Source organism: Streptococcus sp. 3874 (assembly GCF_013276425.1).
Taxonomy (GTDB): Bacteria; Bacillota; Bacilli; order Lactobacillales; family Streptococcaceae; genus Streptococcus; species Streptococcus pseudopneumoniae.
The window spans coordinates 14773-31450 of the sequence record NZ_VMLA01000048.1; the positions used below are offsets into that span (position 1 = coordinate 14773).

Here is a 16678-nt window from a genome sequence, read left to right on the forward strand (position 1 = left end):
AGTATTCATTATAACATGCTTGGTTAGAGAAGACAAGAAAGAGGCTGATAATCTGCCAACCACTGGTTTTACTGATAAAAACTTTAGTCATCATCGTCTCTATAAAAATATTTTCTATACACTCTTGATAATACCAAAATTAATGCCAATATCATACCAAGAGCTATAATAATAGAACTTATTAGATTTATTTTAGTATATCCAATCACTAGTCCAATAATTGGACTAGTAGACATGCTTAGATATAATAAAAATGACAAAAAATGAATTTCACCAATTCCAGCAAAAAAATGTTTCATTTTAAATATCCCAATTTTACCTTTCGTCTTAATAATCCACTAACAACTCTATTGACTTCTCTTTTTTTTGAAAAATCTCGATAGCAAATTTGCTCCACTTAATGCCACTAAAATTTCAATAGGCAAAAAATAGTAATCCCATATCAAATGAGAAATCAGCAATGTTAGAAATAGTATACAGTCAATATAACTATTCTGAAAATACTCTGTAATTACATAATACAGAAATGCCACAACCACTGCAATTAAAACAACCATCATAATACTATTATCCTGTCCTTCTCACTAACTCTATTTCCAAAATTTCATTTTTGGGGGACTTAGTAACGCAATTCCAATTAGCAATACACCTAATATAAATAAAAGTATTTCCCAAAATTTATTCTCAGTTTTAATAAAGATACCATATCTATCTCATTTCTTATTTTTAAATAATTCATACTCTTTTTCTCTGATAAAAGGAAGTGAGAAATTAGAAAAAATTAGTAGAATCGAAAACAGATATCCGTCTTTTTGTATCACTAAAACATAACTTAAAAATATATAGACCATCAAATCTAGTGCAAAAAGAGAAAATATCTTCCTTTTCATCATCTCACTTGAATTAAAGATTCTGTTTAATAGAAACTTTATCGTAGTATCTACACAAATTTTTATCAAAAAGATAAGAGCAAATACACGATTAGCAACTGTACCATGAAGAATAAATGGAAATATAGTTAATATAAAACTAGAAATCTCTAAATATTTTATCCAAGGAGATTGAGACATCTTACTTTTAAACTGACTGATTTTCCTATATTCACTAGCTAATCTAGTATCAAAATCTCTACCAATTTTATTAAAGATTAAGAACTCCAGGATAAAAATACTGGTTAATACGATATAAGTAGAAACCTTTCCTGGGAAATATTTATTGATTAAAATTGGAAAACTAATTAACAGAGTCGAGTTTATAGCCAAACAAATGGATACTATTTTATTCTTCACAGAATATAGAGGTAGCGATACTATTGAATAGAGAAACGCTAAAAAAAGAAGCAAGAAATACCCCGTGTTACTGATTATCGACTTAAATGACAAAAATATATACATCCAACACACGATAATATGTATTTTTCGAATCTTATCTACATTACTCATGCTTCTTCCTCTTATCTTTGGTTCCATTTTTAAACTATATCAACCTTTTTCACAACTTTATTTCGACTTTCTTTTTTACTTTTTACATTGCTATGATACAATATTTTTAACAAGATTTTATTGTTTGTTAACTTTTTTCACGGAAAGGAGAAAATCATGCGTTATGATTTCGGAAAGGTCTATAAAGAAATACGTGAGTCAAAGGGGCTGACCCAAGAAGAGGTCTGTGGGGGTGTTCTCTCAAGAACCAGCCTATCAAAAATCGAAAGCGGTAAGACAACCCCAAAATATGAAAATATGGAATTTCTTCTCCGTCAAATCAATATGAGTTTTGAAGAATTTGAATATATCTGTCAACTTTATCAACCAAGTCAACGCACAGAGATTATGCAAACCTATCTCAATATGCGTTCCATTATCGGGACCAGCGATCTTGTCAATTTATTTCAAAAATGCCAAGACTACCTCAAGACCCACCACGATCTCCCTATAGAAGAAATCAGAGATATGCTTGAAGTTGTCATTTATATCCGTCAACACGGGGCAGGTGAACTATCAGATCACGCAGAACAGGTTGTCAAAAAACTTTGGAGAAAAATTGAAAAACAAGATACATGGTATGAGAGTGATCTAAAAATCCTCAATACCATTCTTTTCAGTTTTCCCATTGAATACCTCCATCTCATCACTGGAAAAATATTGCAACGCCTAGAAGTCTATAAAAACTATCAACATTTATATGACTTGCGAATGACAATTCTATTAAACCTTTCCACACTCTATCTATACACTCAAGATAAAAACATGTGTAAGCAAATCTGCTACACTTTACTAGAGGACGCCAAGAATAAGAAAAGCTACGATAGGCTGGCTATCTGCTATGTCCGTATTGGGATTTGTACAGATAATGCTAAACTTATCCAAAAAGGGTTCTCCCTTCTGGAGCTAACCGAGGAAACTTCTATACTGTCTCATCTCGAAAAAGAAGTAGAGATCTATTACCAAGCGAAGGAAAGATAAAAAAGCCGAGGGATTTCCTCGACTCTTTACATATTATTTGTTCGTTAGTTCTTAATACCAGCCATTGTTAATCCCGAAGTTTTTAGCTCTGCCAAGCCACATAGTTTGCTTACTACTACGTGTCCATGTCACCATGAATCGCCGAACGGTTTAACGAGAAAGTATAGTAGATTGAAACAAGATGTGAACAAATCGATTAGGAAAGTCAAATTAATTTCTAGAAATATTTTAACAGTCATAACGGACTATTCCAGATTCAATCTACTATATTACTTTTACGTTTATCCCAACTCAATTATGACATTTTTTCAAAAGTCAATATATCTCACTTTTTTAACGACAAGAAAGAGGCTGTCAATAGACCAACCTCTTATTCTGAACCTATCAATCTATCACTTTCTAGCTTCATTCGCTTTCTTAGCAACTGCAATCTGGTATTTCACTTGGTCAAATCCTGTACCTCCCAAGGAATTTCGTCTTTGAACAGCAGTTTTAGGTTGCAAGTAGACATAAATATCCTCGACAATGAGGGAATGATAGGTTTGCAATTCCTCCAAAGTCCAATCTTGAATATTTTTAGCAGACTTGATAGAGTCTAACACTAATCTTCCCACAACCTCATGAGCTTCTCTAAATGGCAAACCTTTCCCTGCCAAATAATCTGCCAACTCAGTCGCATTTGAAAAGTCCTTCTCTGTAGACTCTTGCATTTTTTCCTTGTTTACCTGCAAGCTGGATAACATACCTGCCAACACATCGAGGGAATTTAAAATCGTTTCGACCGTATCAAACATTCCTTCCTTATCCTCTTGCAAATCCTTATTATAAGCTAAGGGCAAGGACTTCATGACTGTCAATAGTCCAAACAGATTCCCATAAACTCTACCAGTCTTTCCTCGAATCAACTCAGCCATATCTGGATTTTTCTTTTGGGGCATAATAGAGGAACCTGTTGTAAACGTATCTGACAAGGTAATGAATTGGTACTCAAAGCTACACCAATTGATCATTTCTTCGCAAAAACGGCTCATATGCATCATGAGTATGCTGGCATTTGATAGAAATTCTAAGATAAAATCGCGGTCACTAACAGCATCCAAAGAATTTGTATAAGGTTGCTTAAACTCCAGCAAATCGCTAGACAATTGGCGATCAATGGGGAAAGTCGTCCCTGCCAAAGCTGCCGCACCTAGAGGGCATAGATCTGTATGCTTCTGGTTAAATCCAAAACGTTCACTGTCTCTTTGAAACATATTGTAGTAAGCCATCAGATGATGGGCAAAACTAATAGGCTGGGCATGTTGCAGATGGGTATAGCCCGGCATAATCGTCTCCACATGATTTTCCGCCAAGTCTAATAAAACACCCTTGAGATGAGCCAGTTTATCTAGGACATGACCTAGTTGCTCCTTGAGATACAAGTGCATATCTGTCGCAACTTGGTCATTTCGAGAACGAGCTGTATGTAGCTTCCCTGCAAGGGGACCAATTTTTTCTGTCAGTAACACTTCCATATTCATATGAATATCTTCGTTTCCGATATCAAAGTCAAGTTGGCCTGCCTCTAGCTCTTCTAAAAGCTCTTTCAAGCCTTCTTGAATCTTTTCTGACTCATTCAAACTCAAAATGCCCGTCTGACCCAACATCTGAACGTGGGCTAAGGAACCAATCACATCAAATTTTGCTAATTTCTGGTCAAAAGATATACTCGCACCAAAGCGCTCTACCCAGTCTTCGACAGTACCTTCAAAGCGACCACCCCATAATTTTGTATTCTTAGTCATATCACATCCACCTCTCTATCCAATCGCCCTATTTGGCGCTTTTTTGAACCTCAGAATAAACCTTGGTTGGAAGTCCCCACAACTTAATAAAGCCAACAGCCGCATCTTGGTCAAAGGTATCTGCACTGGTATACGTCGCCAAATTTTCATCGTAAAGAGAATTTGGTGATTTCCGAGCCACGACCTGAGCGCTCCCCTTATAGAGTTTAACTTTTGCAGTCCCATTGACAACTTTTTGAGTTTCTTTAATATAAGCAATCAAGGCTTGCGTAGCCGGACTAAACCACAAAGCATTATAAATGAGATTTGATAATTCATTTTCTATAATTGGTTTAAAATGAGCTACTTCTCTCACAAGCGTCAAGTCCTCAATTTCCTTATGAGCTGTCAGCAGGGTCACTGCCCCTGGGCACTCATAGATTTCTCTTGATTTAATCCCAACCAAACGATTTTCCACGTGATCAATCCGTCCGACCCCATGTTTCCCAGCTATTTCATTGAGTTTTTGAATCAAATCTGCCAATTTTAACCCTTCTCCATTAAGGGAAACTGGAACGCCTTCACTAAACTCAATATCAATGTACTCTGGCGTATCTGGAGCTTGCTCTGGAGAAGTTGTGATACCAAAGGCTTCTTCTGGAGCCTGATTCCATGGATTTTCCAAAATACCACACTCATTGGCACGTCCCCAAAGATTTTGGTCGACAGAGTAGGGATTGTCAAGGTCAGCAGGAACAGGCACCCCATTTTCCTTGGCATAATGAATTTCTTCCTCCCGAGACCATTTCCATTCACGAACTGGCGCAATCACTTTTAAATTGGGATCCAAGGCTGCAATCGATACTTCAAAACGTACTTGGTCATTCCCCTTACCTGTACAACCATGAGCAATTGTAGTCGCTCCTGTCTGATGCGCGATTTCAACCAATTTTTTAGAAATAAGAGGGCGGCTCAAGGCAGATACCAAGGGGTACTTTTGTTCATAGTAGGCATGTGACTGAAGAGCCACTAGCACATAATCTGTAGCAAATTCGTCCTTAACATCAATGACATAAGATTCGACTGCCCCAACCTGGAGAGCCTTATCATGGATGAAATCTAAGTCTTTCCCTTCACCCACATCCATACAAACTGCAACAACATCATAGTCTTTCTTTAGCCAGGTAATAGCAACTGATGTGTCTAAACCGCCAGAATAGGCTAAAATTACTTTTTCTTTACTCATGTTCTTTTCCTTCTTTCTATTTTTCAATGGATGCTTTAAAGGCATCCTCAATGAGTTTGTCTAATTCCCCAGACTCCTTCAACTTTTGAATGGTTTTATCGACTGCCTCTTTCAATTCCTTGCTATCTTTTTTCATGGCTACCGCGTAGGAATCATCTTGCTCTTTTTCAAAATTGAGGTCTGCGATTGCTAAATCAGGATTATTTTCCACAAATCCCTTGGAAACAGGTTCTTCAAAGATGACGGCATCCACTTGTCCTGATTTTAAATCTGTGATTAAATTCCCATTTTTAGGTAGAGATACAAGGGAAGAATTTTGTAGCAAATCTTTCGCCATCGTCTCTTGAATCGAACCTTTCTGCGCTCCGACCTTTTTCTGCGCCAAGTCGTTTACAGACTGATAAGTGGCTAAATCAGATTTTTTGACAATGAGTTTATTTTTTGCAGTATAGTAGGGAATTGAAAAGTCAAACACCTTGCTCCGTTCATCTGTCTTAGAAACACCTGATATGGCAAGGTCAGCTTTTCCTGATTGAACACTAGCCAGTACATTGTCAAAACTCATGGGAGATAGTTCCAATTCGACACCTAGTTCTGTTGCTATAGCCTTGGCTAATTCGATATCTGAACCCACAATCTGATTTTTCCCATCAACCACTTTTTGATATTCAAATGGAGCAAAATCTGGATTGAGGGCTACAACCAATTTTCCTTTGGACTTGATAGCTTCAATTCCAGCCGATTGATTGTTACTACAAGCAAATAGTAGGGGGAGCATCACTAAACCAAACATCGTCATCAACACCTTCTTCATCTTATTCATAACAAAGCCTCCTTTATGTTTATTCCTTTTATTTGTATAAATAATACACTTATCTTCATCCTTTGTCAAGCCTAAATTGGAAAAATTTTCAATTTGAAACAAAAAAACCTAGAAATACTACATAAAAATATCATTTCTAGGCGTATTTATGCTATTTCTCTCTGGGAAATATGAGTATTCACTCAGTCAAAATAAGCAGAACGAACTCATTCCCCCTTGCCCAATTCAATGACGCGATGACATTGTTGGGCTACATAAGCATCGTGGGTCACAATAATGACTGTTTTCCCCTCTCGATTCATCTCTAGGAGAAACTTCAAGACCAAATCTCTATTTTCAGGGTCCAGAGAACCTGTTGGTTCATCGGCTAAAATCAGCTGGCTGGGTTTTAAGATGGCTCTAGCAACTGCAATTCGTTGTTGTTCGCCACCAGACAACTCGGAGACCTTTTGGTGCAAAGTAGCTGACAAACCTACTCTCTCTAAAATCTCTTCCACCTTTTTGAGTTTGTCTTTCTTAGACAATTTCACATATTTCAGCGCCAGCATGAGATTGTACTCGACCGTTTCATCATCAATCAGGGCAAAATTTTGAAATAGATAAGAGATATGTTCACGGATTATTGTTTGTGACTTGGCAGAATTGACCGCTAGATTTGTCTGACCAAAAATCTCATACCGTCCGCTATAATCACCATCTATCAAACCTAATAAATTTAACAAGGTTGACTTACCACTACCACTCTTGCCAACAATGGCTACCAAATCTCCCTGATCAATCCTGAGAGACAAGTTATCCAAAATCACTTTTCCCCCAATGGTTTTGGTAATATTTTTCAACTCAATCATAAGATGCCCCCTTTCAATAACTCTACTAGACTTCTTTTCTCCATCCTAGAAGCCAAGACTAGCACAAATAGTATATCCAAACATGTAAAGCCTGCAAACAGCAGGAGTGGTAAGAGCGCATGGGCAAAGAAAATCAATACTAGAAGAGGGAGACTATAGCCCAGCAAGAGCAGAACGAGGAGAGGACGGTAACGATCGACCAGTTTCCACCCCATAAACTTCTTGGTAATGATATCCCTGCGCTTCAACAAGAAAGTGGTAACGAGTAAAAAGTAGGAGACAATCATACTGAGAAGAGCAAATAAGGCAAACAGAACGTTAAAATTACGAACAGAATCCCGATAGGTATCAACCATACCCTCTTGAATTGCTTGAATCGATGAAAATTTTAAATAAGTCCCATCTGATAAGTTATCGACTAACTCTGTAATCACTTTTTGATTTTGTTCTGTATTTTCAACTTTCATCGGATTGTTTAAACCTGTCGTTGACAAGTGAGTCTTTTCTTCCCACATCATGTCTTGATCATTTACCAGACTAATGATTGGATTATGGAGATTTTCCTTTCGTTCATTATTATAAGGGAAGAAAGACCAATCTCCTTCATAGTAGGCAATTTCTACATCCATATCTTCTATTGTTTTCTTTTGCTGATCTTCATACCTCATAGAAAGATAGGCGATGGATTTCCCCAAGAACTGATTCTTGCCTTCTTGTCCTTTGTCACTGATTGGCAACAAAATCACCTTTTTAGTGCCGGTATCTGGTAACTTGAAGCCCTTACTCTCTAAAAATTGACGGTTTGCATAGTAAACATCTACCTTATCAGGCAGTTGGTAGTGCTGCACTTGTTCTGCTTTGATGACTGGTTTGATAGGAAGACTCGTACTTCGCACATAGTTTACTTGTGTTTTTGCTAGCAAGTCTTGATAAAATTGGTAGAAATAATCTGTAGATTTCCCTGACCCTGCTAGCTCTTCTTGCCACAGATTATCATTGAGTTTGAAGGTTTCTAAGGTCAGGTAATTGCCTTGGCTTACCCACTGTTGCTGATAAGCAAGTTCTTTGTTTTCTTGTTCTAGACTTCTACCTACCCCAATCAGTAAGGCCGTCAGTAAAATAGTTGTCCCTATTTTCATCACATAATTGAAGATGAGACCAAGTTTGACAGATGAAAAACCTTTCAACATGGAGCTGACTGTCATTTTCTGAATCATCAGGTAGGTCAGCCAACTGATGAACAAATACAACTGTAAAAGCAGAAATTGGGATAAGAGTAAACTTGGGAACAGAAGTTTTGGTCTGTAGTCCAGCACTAAAAATAGTCCCAAGTCAATGATAAGACTTCCACCCAAGAGAAGATAAAAATTAGTCTTTACAAAACCAGCTAAAATCGCTCTACTTTGGAAACCAAGTAACTTTTGAACCCCCACTCGTTTCATCTCCATCATCGGCTGATAAACTGTCATTAAAATCACAAGCAAGATTGCCAAGATAAAGATAATGATAGATAGTAACAACTCTTGATTTAGCACTCCAACCTGACTTCGGTAAGTGGGTTCTAATAAAATCGTCTTATCTATCTGGAAAAAATCACTCCACTTTTGTAGAATGGTATCGCGATCTATCTCTTTGCTGGAGGTAATCATGTAGCGCCCATTTACAGTATGGGATTTATCCTCAATATAGGATTGGAAGGTCTGGAGTCGAATGAGTTTCACCTTTAAAAAGGTGGGAATGGTTCCTAGATTATTGGGAAGATCCTGGTTGCTGTAGACCCCCTTCTCATTCTTTGAAAAATCAAGAGAAGTCAGACCGAACTCCTGATAGGGGAAGGTTTCCTTATTAAAAACACCAGCCTTGACGGCTTCATCGCCATTATCTACTTTGATAATAGAGACCTTGTCTTGATTTGCAACCTCTTCAAAAAATTGGAGAATCGTTTCTGTCGGTTTAGTGACATCTTTCAAGTACAAGTCAAATGAATAGGTTGTCTTGCCCATCTCCTGAATCCGCACTATTTCACGTGTAACATTTGCATTCAGGACAAAAAATGTAGTACACAGCAAGAGCAGGAGCATACAAAGATGACTGATTTTTTTCATAGAGATACCTCCCGTGAAGAGACGAAAGCGAGATAGGTGCAGGTACTTTTCATTTTTTACTAAATTTTAAGTAGGTGTAAATAAATCCTGCACTTATAGCCAGAGTTGTCCACCATTTAAAATCAATATGCAAAAGTGAAAAGATTATAAAACTGATGATTAGCGAGGCTAAAATATAAACAATGATTAAAATTTTATTTTTCATAGGAATTGCCTTTCTGAATGGATTCTAGTATTCACAGCTTATTTGCAAAGTTTACAATAAACAACTAGGGCAATTGTCAATCAGAATGTTCTTTTATCTGTCAATAATCCTAGAAAACCTTGTCGTTTCAAGTCTGAGAAATGTTTGGTTGAAAGACTTCCCTTTTGAAGTCCATCATCTCTAACCTGTAAATAATAGCTATGTTGGCTTGTTTTAATTGTCAAAAAATCGCCAAATACAAAAGCTCTTTTCCAGTTACGAATCTCAAATTCTTTCATCTCTGATTTTGGAATGCGGATAAGTCCTTGTCGCAAATCACGATGGTGCTCACTTGTGAAAGTCATCCCATTCCCAAGATTTCTTATCAGTAGTTCATCTGGAGTCACCATCACCAGCGCTATTTTAGTTAAGAAAATTTCAACTGTTGGTGGTAAAATCGCCAAATTAAACCAAGGATGTAGGTAGCGATACGCTAAGAAATACTGAGGCTCCTCACCCAATCCTAGTTGTTTATATAAGGCCTTGACCTCACTATCTAACCTCGCTTCAAAAGACACATCCGAATGCGCTTCTTCCTTCTTCTGATTAAAATAACGCATCCAGACTAGAAAACCTATAAAGACTATAATAAATATTCCTGATAAGAGATATTTTACATTGTAGTTCATCACTTAACCTCCTGATTCACTACTCCGCCCAAAACAGAGGCCTATTTATTTTGAAAATAGTTCCATAACAACTTTAAATAAGACTGGTAATATTGTATCAAGCTAGAATTCTTTCTTTTCTAGCTGCATCATAATTCTTTGCTGAATACAAAGTTAAGGGCACTGTATTTGTTAACGCTTACACAATCCCTACTTTACCTATATTATAAATCAACATATATAACCTGTCAAGCAATTAAAGAAAAATATTAAATATTTTCAAGTAGTTTCAGTCTTGAATACAATCAAGTTGAAAGGAATACCGTGTGGTTTTTGAATTTTTGAAGTTTCATAGGTCAGTTTGTTGGATAATGTTATAAGAAAATTCATGCTCATCAATAGAAGGCTTAATTCCCCTACAATTACCTGTTTACCTCTGTTATACATTTTAATTTTCTTTAGTCAGCGCAACATCTTTTTATTTTTTGCTGGATTTTAAGTCTGCAAAATAATACTAAACGAAACTAAAATGAATACTCCTTGCTTTTCTTGAGAGTGAAAAAATACAATAAAATGATTGTAGTGATTACCACAAGATACTGACTAATAGACATCGTATTTGAAGCAACAAATACAGGTAAGGAATAAAAAGGAAGAAGTTCAATCGCTTTGATAAACAAATCATTACTAGTATTCATCATAATCGTATTTAATATATTAGGGACAAAGAGTAGTAAAGCTACTAAAATACCAAATACCAAGCCACTTTTCAATTTATATAAATAGAAAATGTAAGATAATAGAAAATAAAATAGGACTAACAAAATTGTATTGACTACAATGGCTACAATAAAATCTAATCCTAAATCACCTGGAACACCCAATTTACTTACGATGACTAGTAACACAATACCATTCAAAGCATAGATAATGGAAACTGAGATGGCATATAGAAAATTGGACAAGACGTAAATCATCCGATTTTTCTGTTGATTATAAAATAAACTGATCGTATTGTGGGAAAAATCCCTGCTAATAATTCGGTTAGCATGTATAACAGCCATTAACATACCGAGCATAGCATAAAAATTTGAAATATGCTTAATACCAAGTGATGTCCCTTGAGTCCTTAGAATAAAGAATGTAACCAATATCGGCGGTATAAACGAGATAATCAAACCGAGATATATTACGCCTGATGAATATAAATCCCTTATATTTTCCTTAAGAAAATTCAATTTATTTAATTTCATGATTATAACCTTCCTTTATTTTGAACGATTTAGATAAATATCTTTAAGCGTCTCTTTTTTAGTTTCAAAATCAACTACTTTAATAGAGTTTTCGTTAAAAAATTTAAAAAGCTCACTACTTTGAATATTCCCAGACATCGTAATTCTCAGTCCTTCTTCCTGAACAATATCCCCAAATTCTTGTTTGGTAATGAAAATGTCTTTATCTGTAACTGATGAAAAAGTTATCTCAAACAAGTAATTGTGACTATCTTTTCCTACTTTTTGGAATGTCAAAAGTCCGTTCTCCAAGAAAAGAACTCTCTCACAAATTTCTTCAATGTCTTCTAATTTATGACTCGATATTAAAATTCCCACATTTTCATGTAAAGCTAATTTTTTTAGAACCGCTAAAACTATTTGTGACGATTCAATATCTAAACCATTAGTCGGCTCATCTAAAATCAATATATCAGGTTCCGTAACAAGAGTTAGAAGCAAAGCTAATTTTTGTTTTGTACCCAAAGAATAGGTCTTTACTTTTTTATTAATAGACTGAGTCAAATCTAACTCTTGGATCAAACTTCCAAATCTTTCTTGATTGTAGTCAATACCATATAATTTTGACAAATATTTTAAATTCTCTAAACCTGTTTTAGATAAAAATAATTTTGGTTCTTCGATTAAATACCCAACATTATCACTACTTATAATATTCCCTGAAGTCGGTTGATTATTCTGAACAAGAATTTTCATCAACGTACTCTTACCAACTCCATTTCTCCCTACTAGACCAACAATTTCACCCTTGTTAAGTGCAAAATTTATATCTTTGAGAATGATTGAATGACCATAATGCTTACTTACATTTATAACTTCCATTTTTTATTCCTCCCTGTATTTTGTATCTACAGTATACCTCTTCTTTACTCTGTTTTAAAATTAGTTAACTTTTTTCACACATTATTTTAGTTTTCTTTTTTACTATTCCTGTTACTATGATACAATATTTTTAATTGGATTTTATTATTTGTTAACTTTTTTCACGAAAAGGAGAAAATCATGCGTTATGATTTCGGAAAGGTCTATAAAGAAATACGTGAGTCAAAAGGCTTAACCCAAGAAGAGGTCTGTGGGAATGTCCTCTCAAGAACTAGCCTATCAAAGATTGAAAGTGGCAAGGCAACTCCAAAATATGAAAATATGGAATTTCTTCTCCGTCAAATCAATATGAGTTTTGAAGAGTTTGACTACATCTGCCATCTCTATCAACCGAGCCAACGAACAGAAATCATGCAAACTTATCTCAATATGACTTCTATAATTGGTAGTAGTAGTCTAGTTCATTTTTTTGAAACATGCCAAGACTATCTCAAAACCCACTACGACCTGCCTATAGAAGAAATAAGGGATATGCTGGAAATTGTCATTCATATCCGTCAACATGGTACAGAGCAACTGTCAGACCAAGTAAAACAGACTATCACAAAACTTTGGGAAAAAATTGAAAAACAAGATACATGGTATGAGAGTGACCTGAAAATCCTCAATACCATTCTTTTCAGTTTTCCCATTGAACACCTCCATCTCATCACTGGAAAAATCTTGCAACGCTTGGAAATCTATAAAAACTATCAACATTTATATGACTTGCGAATGACAATCCTACTCAACCTTTCCACACTCTATCTATACAATCAAGATAAAAACATATGCCAACAAATCTGCGATACTTTACTAGAGGATGCCAAGAAAAAGAAAAAATATGATAGCTTGGCTATCGCCTATGTCCGTATCGGGATTTGTAGGGATGATGCGAAACTTATCCAAAAAGGTTTCTCACTTCTGGAGCTGATCGATGAAACTTCTATGCTGTCCTACCTCAAAAAAGAAGTAGAGATCTATTCTCAACCGAAGGAAATATAAAAAAGTCGAGGGATTTCCTCGACCTTTTCATATTATTCTGTTCGTTAGTTCTTAATACCAGCCATTGTTAAGCCAGAAGTTTTTAGCAGCAGTCCATGAACCGTAACGTCCTGCAACATAGGCATCTGCTACACGTTCTTGGTTTTCAGCTGAGTAATCACCGTTCAAGTATGAATCTGTCAATTGGTAACGTCCGATGTAACGTCCATTTGTAGCTGTGTAGCTACCGCCTGATTCTTTTTGAGCGATCCATTCTTTAGCTTCTGCTTCAGATCCGCTGACAGTTGAAGCAACTGTTTCTTCTGCTACTGTTTCACTTACTACTGGAGTTTCTTCTGCTACTTCTGTAGTTTCTGTCACTGTAGCTGAAACAGCCTCATCTTGAGCTGCTGGAGCTGCATAAGTCGTTGGCGCTGGTGTTGAAGCAGGCGCTACAGGGCCATCAATAACCAACTCTTGACCAACATAAATCAAATGAATGTTTTCAATGTGGTTGTTTTCTGCTAATTTCTCAACAGTTGTGTTGTGAGTTTCAGCGATTTCTGAAAGTGTATCACCTTCTTTAACAGTGTAAGTTGATGATTCTTGAGCAGATACAAATGATGGAGCAAATACTGCAAACAAGGCAGCTACTCCTGCAAGAGTTGCTCTAATCTTTTTAGTTATTGATTTCATATTCGAAAATTCTCCTTCTTTCTATAGTTCTATCATACCCTTTAAATATTACCGTTTCTTGACACTTTTATGTAGAAATATTACAAAATTATTTTTTATTTCCCTAGATAAGGTGTTTTTTGTCATAAAAGATACTATTTTTATGCTATTTGAGGTATTAGAAAGGTTTTCATCCACAATTAAAGTCAAGACCCTCATTCTTTGATATAATAGAGATAAGAATTTTTATAAGGGGAAACTGATGAAATCACTTCGTTTTCAATCTGTCTTTGATATCATCGGACCAGTTATGATTGGCCCATCTAGTAGCCATACCGCTGGTGCTGTTCGTATTGGGAAGATTGTCTCTTCCATTTTTGATGATACTCCGACAGAAGTTGAATTCCAACTTTTTAACTCATTTGCCAAGACCTATCGTGGTCACGGAACAGACCTAGCCCTTGTTGCAGGTATTTTAGGCATGGATACAGATGATCCTGAAATTCCAAACAGTCTGGAGATTGCCCACAAGCGTGGTATCAAGATTGTCTGGACCATTCAGAAAGACAGCAATGCTCCTCATCCAAACACCACTAAAATTACCGTCAAAAATGCTCACAAGACCATCAGCGTAACTGGTATTTCTATCGGTGGAGGAAATATTCAGGTAACCGAACTCAATGGTTTTGCCGTCTCTCTCAATATGAATACACCGACTATCATCATCGTTCATCAAGATATTCCAGGCATGATTGCTCTTGTAACAGAGGCGCTTTCCCGCTATGGTATCAATATCGCCCAGATGAATGTCACTCGTGAAAAAGCTGGTGAAAAAGCCATTATGATTATCGAAGTTGACAGTCGCAACTGTGATGAGGCTATCGAAGAAATTCGAAAAATCCCTCATCTCCACAATGTCAATTTCTTTAAATAGGAGGAAGCATGTTTTATTCTATCAAAGAATTGGTCGAGCAAGCAGATCTGGACTTTCAAGGAAATGTCGCAGAACTCATGATTACAACAGAGTTTGAATTGACCGGTCGCGAACGTGAAGAAGTCTTCCTTCTCATGGAACGCAATCTGGAAGTTATGAAAGCCTCTGTCCAACTTGGCCTCAATGAAAATAAATCTCGTAGTGGCCTGACAGGTGGAGATGCTGCCAAATTGGATCACTACATCAAAAACGGAAAAACTCTGTCAGATTATACGATTCTCTCGGCTGCCCGAAATGCCATCGCAGTCAATGAACACAATGCCAAAATGGGCTTGGTCTGTGCCACTCCAACCGCTGGAAGTGCTGGCTGTCTGCCATCCGTTCTCACTGCTGCTATTGAAAAATTAGACCTCAGCCACGAGCAACAATTGGATTTCCTCTTTGCTGCTGGTGCCTTTGGACTAGTCATCGCAAACAATGCCTCCATCTCAGGTGCTGAGGGTGGGTGTCAAGCTGAAGTTGGTTCAGCCTCTGCTATGAGTGCTGCCGCCTTGACTCTGGCTGCAGGTGGAACACCTTATCAGGCCAGTCAAGCTATTGCCTTTGTCATTAAAAATATGCTAGGCCTCATCTGTGACCCTGTTGCAGGTTTGGTCGAAGTTCCCTGTGTCAAACGTAATGCCATGGGAGCTAGCTTTGCTTTCATCGCAGCAGACATGGCCTTGGCAGGTATCGAATCTAAAATCCCTGTGGATGAAGTGATCGATGCCATGTACCAAGTAGGAGCAAGCATGCCAACTGCCTTTCGTGAAACAGCTGAAGGTGGACTCGCTACCACCCCTACTGGTCGTCGCCTCCAAAAAGAGATTTTCGGAGAATAAGCTTATCAAATAGGAGAAACCATGACCTCTATCACAGCGATTTTTTTCGATTTGGATGGAACCCTCGTTGATAGTTCTATCGGGATTCACAATGCCTTTACCTATACCTTTAAAGAGCTGGGGGTGCCTAGCCCTGATGCCAAAACTATTCGTGGTTTTATGGGACCACCTCTCGAAAGTAGTTTTGCGACCTGCCTGTCCAAAGACCAAATTTCTGAAGCCATGCAGATATATCGTTCTTACTATAAGGCAAAAGGCATCTATGAAGCTCAACTCTTTCCTCAGATTATAGACTTGCTTGAGGAGTTATCGAGCAGTTATCCACTCTACATCACCACGACAAAGAATACATCTACTGCTCAAGACATGGCCAAAAACTTGGAAATCCATCATTTCTTTGATGGTATTTATGGTTCTAGCCCTGAAGCACCCCATAAGGCAGATGTCATTCACCAAGCCTTACAGACACATCAACTAGCACCAGAACAAGCCATCATCATCGGAGATACCAAGTTTGATATGCTGGGAGCTCGAGAAACAGGTATTCAGAAATTGGCCGTCACTTGGGGATTTGGAGAGCAAGCAGATCTACTAAACTATCAACCTGATTATATCGCTCACAAACCCTTAGAAGTTTTGGCGTATTTTCAATAGCATAGACTGGGCGACAACTCTATTTCAGAAGAAAATGAAGTAATACTCAATGAAAATCAAAGAGCAAACTAGGAAACTAGCTGCGGGCTGCTCAAAACACTGTTTTGAGGTTGTAGATGAAACTGACGAAGTCAGTAACCATACCTACGGCAAGGCGATGTTAATGCGGATTGAAGAGATTTTTGAAGAGTATAAATCTTCCTAGGATAAAGCAAAACGCATAATATCAAGGGTTTTAAACACTTGATATTATGCGTTTTCTGATGTTAAAGACTTTCTACCAGGTTTTTTGAAGCAT

At 37.0% G+C, this 16678-nt stretch carries 18 protein-coding genes; 6 read left to right on the forward strand and 12 right to left on the reverse strand.

What is annotated here, in order from left to right:
• Nucleotides 1-83: 83 nt before the first annotated feature.
• The 3 genes from HT703_RS11690 to HT703_RS05405 form a co-directional block, all read right to left on the reverse strand.
• Nucleotides 84-299, reverse strand: a complete 216-nt coding sequence (locus HT703_RS11690) for a hypothetical protein (protein ID WP_023932438.1) — start codon at nt 297-299, stop codon at nt 84-86.
• A 48-nt stretch (nt 300-347) separates the two neighbouring features.
• Entirely contained in the window at nt 348-560 is a 213-nt protein-coding gene (locus HT703_RS11695) for a hypothetical protein (RefSeq protein WP_000989848.1), read from the reverse strand.
• 153 nt (nt 561-713) lie between these two features.
• A complete protein-coding gene (locus HT703_RS05405; protein ID WP_023932433.1) occupies nt 714-1442 on the reverse strand; it encodes a hypothetical protein in 729 nt (242 codons plus the stop codon).
• 156 nt (nt 1443-1598) lie between these two features.
• On the opposite strand from HT703_RS05405, the gene HT703_RS05410 reads away from it, so the two are divergent.
• Nucleotides 1599-2462, forward strand: coding sequence for a helix-turn-helix transcriptional regulator (locus HT703_RS05410; RefSeq protein ID WP_050223626.1), 864 nt, complete (start codon nt 1599-1601; stop codon nt 2460-2462).
• Between the two features lie 392 nt (nt 2463-2854).
• Here the strand turns inward: HT703_RS05410 and argH are convergent, their stop codons facing one another.
• The 8 genes from argH to HT703_RS05450 form a co-directional block, all read right to left on the reverse strand.
• A complete protein-coding gene (gene argH / locus HT703_RS05415; protein WP_023935514.1) occupies nt 2855-4246 on the reverse strand; it encodes an argininosuccinate lyase in 1392 nt (463 codons plus the stop codon).
• Between the two features lie 28 nt (nt 4247-4274).
• Nucleotides 4275-5471 (reverse strand): argininosuccinate synthase, encoded by a 1197-nt coding sequence (locus HT703_RS05420; RefSeq protein WP_031233439.1) that lies wholly within the window; start codon nt 5469-5471, stop codon nt 4275-4277.
• A gap of 16 nt (nt 5472-5487) precedes the next feature.
• Entirely contained in the window at nt 5488-6294 is an 807-nt protein-coding gene (locus HT703_RS05425; protein ID WP_031233438.1) for an ABC transporter substrate-binding protein, read from the reverse strand.
• Between the two features lie 206 nt (nt 6295-6500).
• The gene (locus HT703_RS05430) at nt 6501-7142 is read right to left on the reverse strand and encodes an ABC transporter ATP-binding protein (protein WP_023935510.1); all 642 of its coding nucleotides are present in this window, start codon (nt 7140-7142) and stop codon (nt 6501-6503) included.
• On the reverse strand, nt 7139-9247 hold the full coding sequence (locus HT703_RS05435) for a bacteriocin-associated integral membrane family protein (RefSeq protein WP_172929963.1): 2109 nt from the start codon (nt 9245-9247) through the stop codon (nt 7139-7141). Before HT703_RS05435 ends, HT703_RS05430 begins: the two co-directional genes overlap by 4 nt.
• A gap of 285 nt (nt 9248-9532) precedes the next feature.
• On the reverse strand, nt 9533-10120 hold the full coding sequence (locus HT703_RS05440; protein WP_023935506.1) for a hypothetical protein: 588 nt from the start codon (nt 10118-10120) through the stop codon (nt 9533-9535).
• Nucleotides 10121-10623: 503 nt separating this feature from the next.
• Nucleotides 10624-11352, reverse strand: a complete 729-nt coding sequence (locus HT703_RS05445) for an ABC transporter permease (RefSeq protein WP_023935504.1) — start codon at nt 11350-11352, stop codon at nt 10624-10626.
• Between the two features lie 15 nt (nt 11353-11367).
• A complete protein-coding gene (locus tag HT703_RS05450) occupies nt 11368-12213 on the reverse strand; it encodes an ABC transporter ATP-binding protein (protein ID WP_023935502.1) in 846 nt (281 codons plus the stop codon).
• Between the two features lie 180 nt (nt 12214-12393).
• Between HT703_RS05450 and HT703_RS05455 the strand changes: the two genes are divergently transcribed.
• Complete coding sequence (locus HT703_RS05455; protein WP_138699720.1) at nt 12394-13257, forward strand: helix-turn-helix transcriptional regulator; 864 nt, start codon at nt 12394-12396, stop codon at nt 13255-13257.
• Between the two features lie 51 nt (nt 13258-13308).
• On the opposite strand, the gene HT703_RS05460 is transcribed toward HT703_RS05455, so the two are convergent.
• On the reverse strand, nt 13309-13932 hold the full coding sequence (locus tag HT703_RS05460; protein ID WP_054393072.1) for a LysM peptidoglycan-binding domain-containing protein: 624 nt from the start codon (nt 13930-13932) through the stop codon (nt 13309-13311).
• Nucleotides 13933-14173: 241 nt separating this feature from the next.
• Between HT703_RS05460 and sdaAB the strand changes: the two genes are divergently transcribed.
• Genes sdaAB through HT703_RS11700 form a run of 4 tightly spaced genes read left to right on the forward strand, consistent with a single transcriptional unit; the run spans nt 14174 to nt 16585 of the window.
• On the forward strand, nt 14174-14845 hold the full coding sequence (gene sdaAB / locus HT703_RS05465) for an L-serine ammonia-lyase, iron-sulfur-dependent subunit beta (protein ID WP_000838912.1): 672 nt from the start codon (nt 14174-14176) through the stop codon (nt 14843-14845).
• Between the two features lie 8 nt (nt 14846-14853).
• Nucleotides 14854-15726: an L-serine ammonia-lyase, iron-sulfur-dependent, subunit alpha gene (gene sdaAA, locus HT703_RS05470; protein ID WP_016398971.1), complete on the forward strand. Its 873-nt coding sequence runs from the start codon at nt 14854-14856 to the stop codon at nt 15724-15726.
• A 21-nt stretch (nt 15727-15747) separates the two neighbouring features.
• Entirely contained in the window at nt 15748-16380 is a 633-nt protein-coding gene (locus HT703_RS05475; RefSeq protein WP_000200890.1) for an HAD family hydrolase, read from the forward strand.
• Nucleotides 16381-16429: 49 nt separating this feature from the next.
• Complete coding sequence (locus HT703_RS11700) at nt 16430-16585, forward strand: hypothetical protein (RefSeq protein WP_240150157.1); 156 nt, start codon at nt 16430-16432, stop codon at nt 16583-16585.
• The last annotated feature ends 93 nt before the right edge of the window (nt 16586-16678 follow it).

What these genes read in the sequence shown, in the direction of transcription:
- HT703_RS11690 (WP_023932438.1), bottom strand. Translation starts at nt 299, where the DNA reads ATGAAACATTTTTTTGCTGGAATTGGTGAAATTCATTTTTTGTCATTT.
- HT703_RS11695 (WP_000989848.1), bottom strand. Translation starts at nt 560, where the DNA reads ATGATGGTTGTTTTAATTGCAGTGGTTGTGGCATTTCTGTATTATGTA.
- HT703_RS05405 (WP_023932433.1), bottom strand. Translation starts at nt 1,442, where the DNA reads ATGAGTAATGTAGATAAGATTCGAAAAATACATATTATCGTGTGTTGG.
- HT703_RS05410 (WP_050223626.1), top strand. Translation starts at nt 1,599, where the DNA reads ATGCGTTATGATTTCGGAAAGGTCTATAAAGAAATACGTGAGTCAAAG.
- argH (WP_023935514.1), bottom strand. Translation starts at nt 4,246, where the DNA reads ATGACTAAGAATACAAAATTATGGGGTGGTCGCTTTGAAGGTACTGTC.
- HT703_RS05420 (WP_031233439.1), bottom strand. Translation starts at nt 5,471, where the DNA reads ATGAGTAAAGAAAAAGTAATTTTAGCCTATTCTGGCGGTTTAGACACA.
- HT703_RS05425 (WP_031233438.1), bottom strand. Translation starts at nt 6,294, where the DNA reads ATGAATAAGATGAAGAAGGTGTTGATGACGATGTTTGGTTTAGTGATG.
- HT703_RS05430 (WP_023935510.1), bottom strand. Translation starts at nt 7,142, where the DNA reads ATGATTGAGTTGAAAAATATTACCAAAACCATTGGGGGAAAAGTGATT.
- HT703_RS05435 (WP_172929963.1), bottom strand. Translation starts at nt 9,247, where the DNA reads ATGAAAAAAATCAGTCATCTTTGTATGCTCCTGCTCTTGCTGTGTACT.
- HT703_RS05440 (WP_023935506.1), bottom strand. Translation starts at nt 10,120, where the DNA reads ATGAACTACAATGTAAAATATCTCTTATCAGGAATATTTATTATAGTC.
- HT703_RS05445 (WP_023935504.1), bottom strand. Translation starts at nt 11,352, where the DNA reads ATGAAATTAAATAAATTGAATTTTCTTAAGGAAAATATAAGGGATTTA.
- HT703_RS05450 (WP_023935502.1), bottom strand. Translation starts at nt 12,213, where the DNA reads ATGGAAGTTATAAATGTAAGTAAGCATTATGGTCATTCAATCATTCTC.
- HT703_RS05455 (WP_138699720.1), top strand. Translation starts at nt 12,394, where the DNA reads ATGCGTTATGATTTCGGAAAGGTCTATAAAGAAATACGTGAGTCAAAA.
- HT703_RS05460 (WP_054393072.1), bottom strand. Translation starts at nt 13,932, where the DNA reads ATGAAATCAATAACTAAAAAGATTAGAGCAACTCTTGCAGGAGTAGCT.
- sdaAB (WP_000838912.1), top strand. Translation starts at nt 14,174, where the DNA reads ATGAAATCACTTCGTTTTCAATCTGTCTTTGATATCATCGGACCAGTT.
- sdaAA (WP_016398971.1), top strand. Translation starts at nt 14,854, where the DNA reads ATGTTTTATTCTATCAAAGAATTGGTCGAGCAAGCAGATCTGGACTTT.
- HT703_RS05475 (WP_000200890.1), top strand. Translation starts at nt 15,748, where the DNA reads ATGACCTCTATCACAGCGATTTTTTTCGATTTGGATGGAACCCTCGTT.
- HT703_RS11700 (WP_240150157.1), top strand. Translation starts at nt 16,430, where the DNA reads ATGAAAATCAAAGAGCAAACTAGGAAACTAGCTGCGGGCTGCTCAAAA.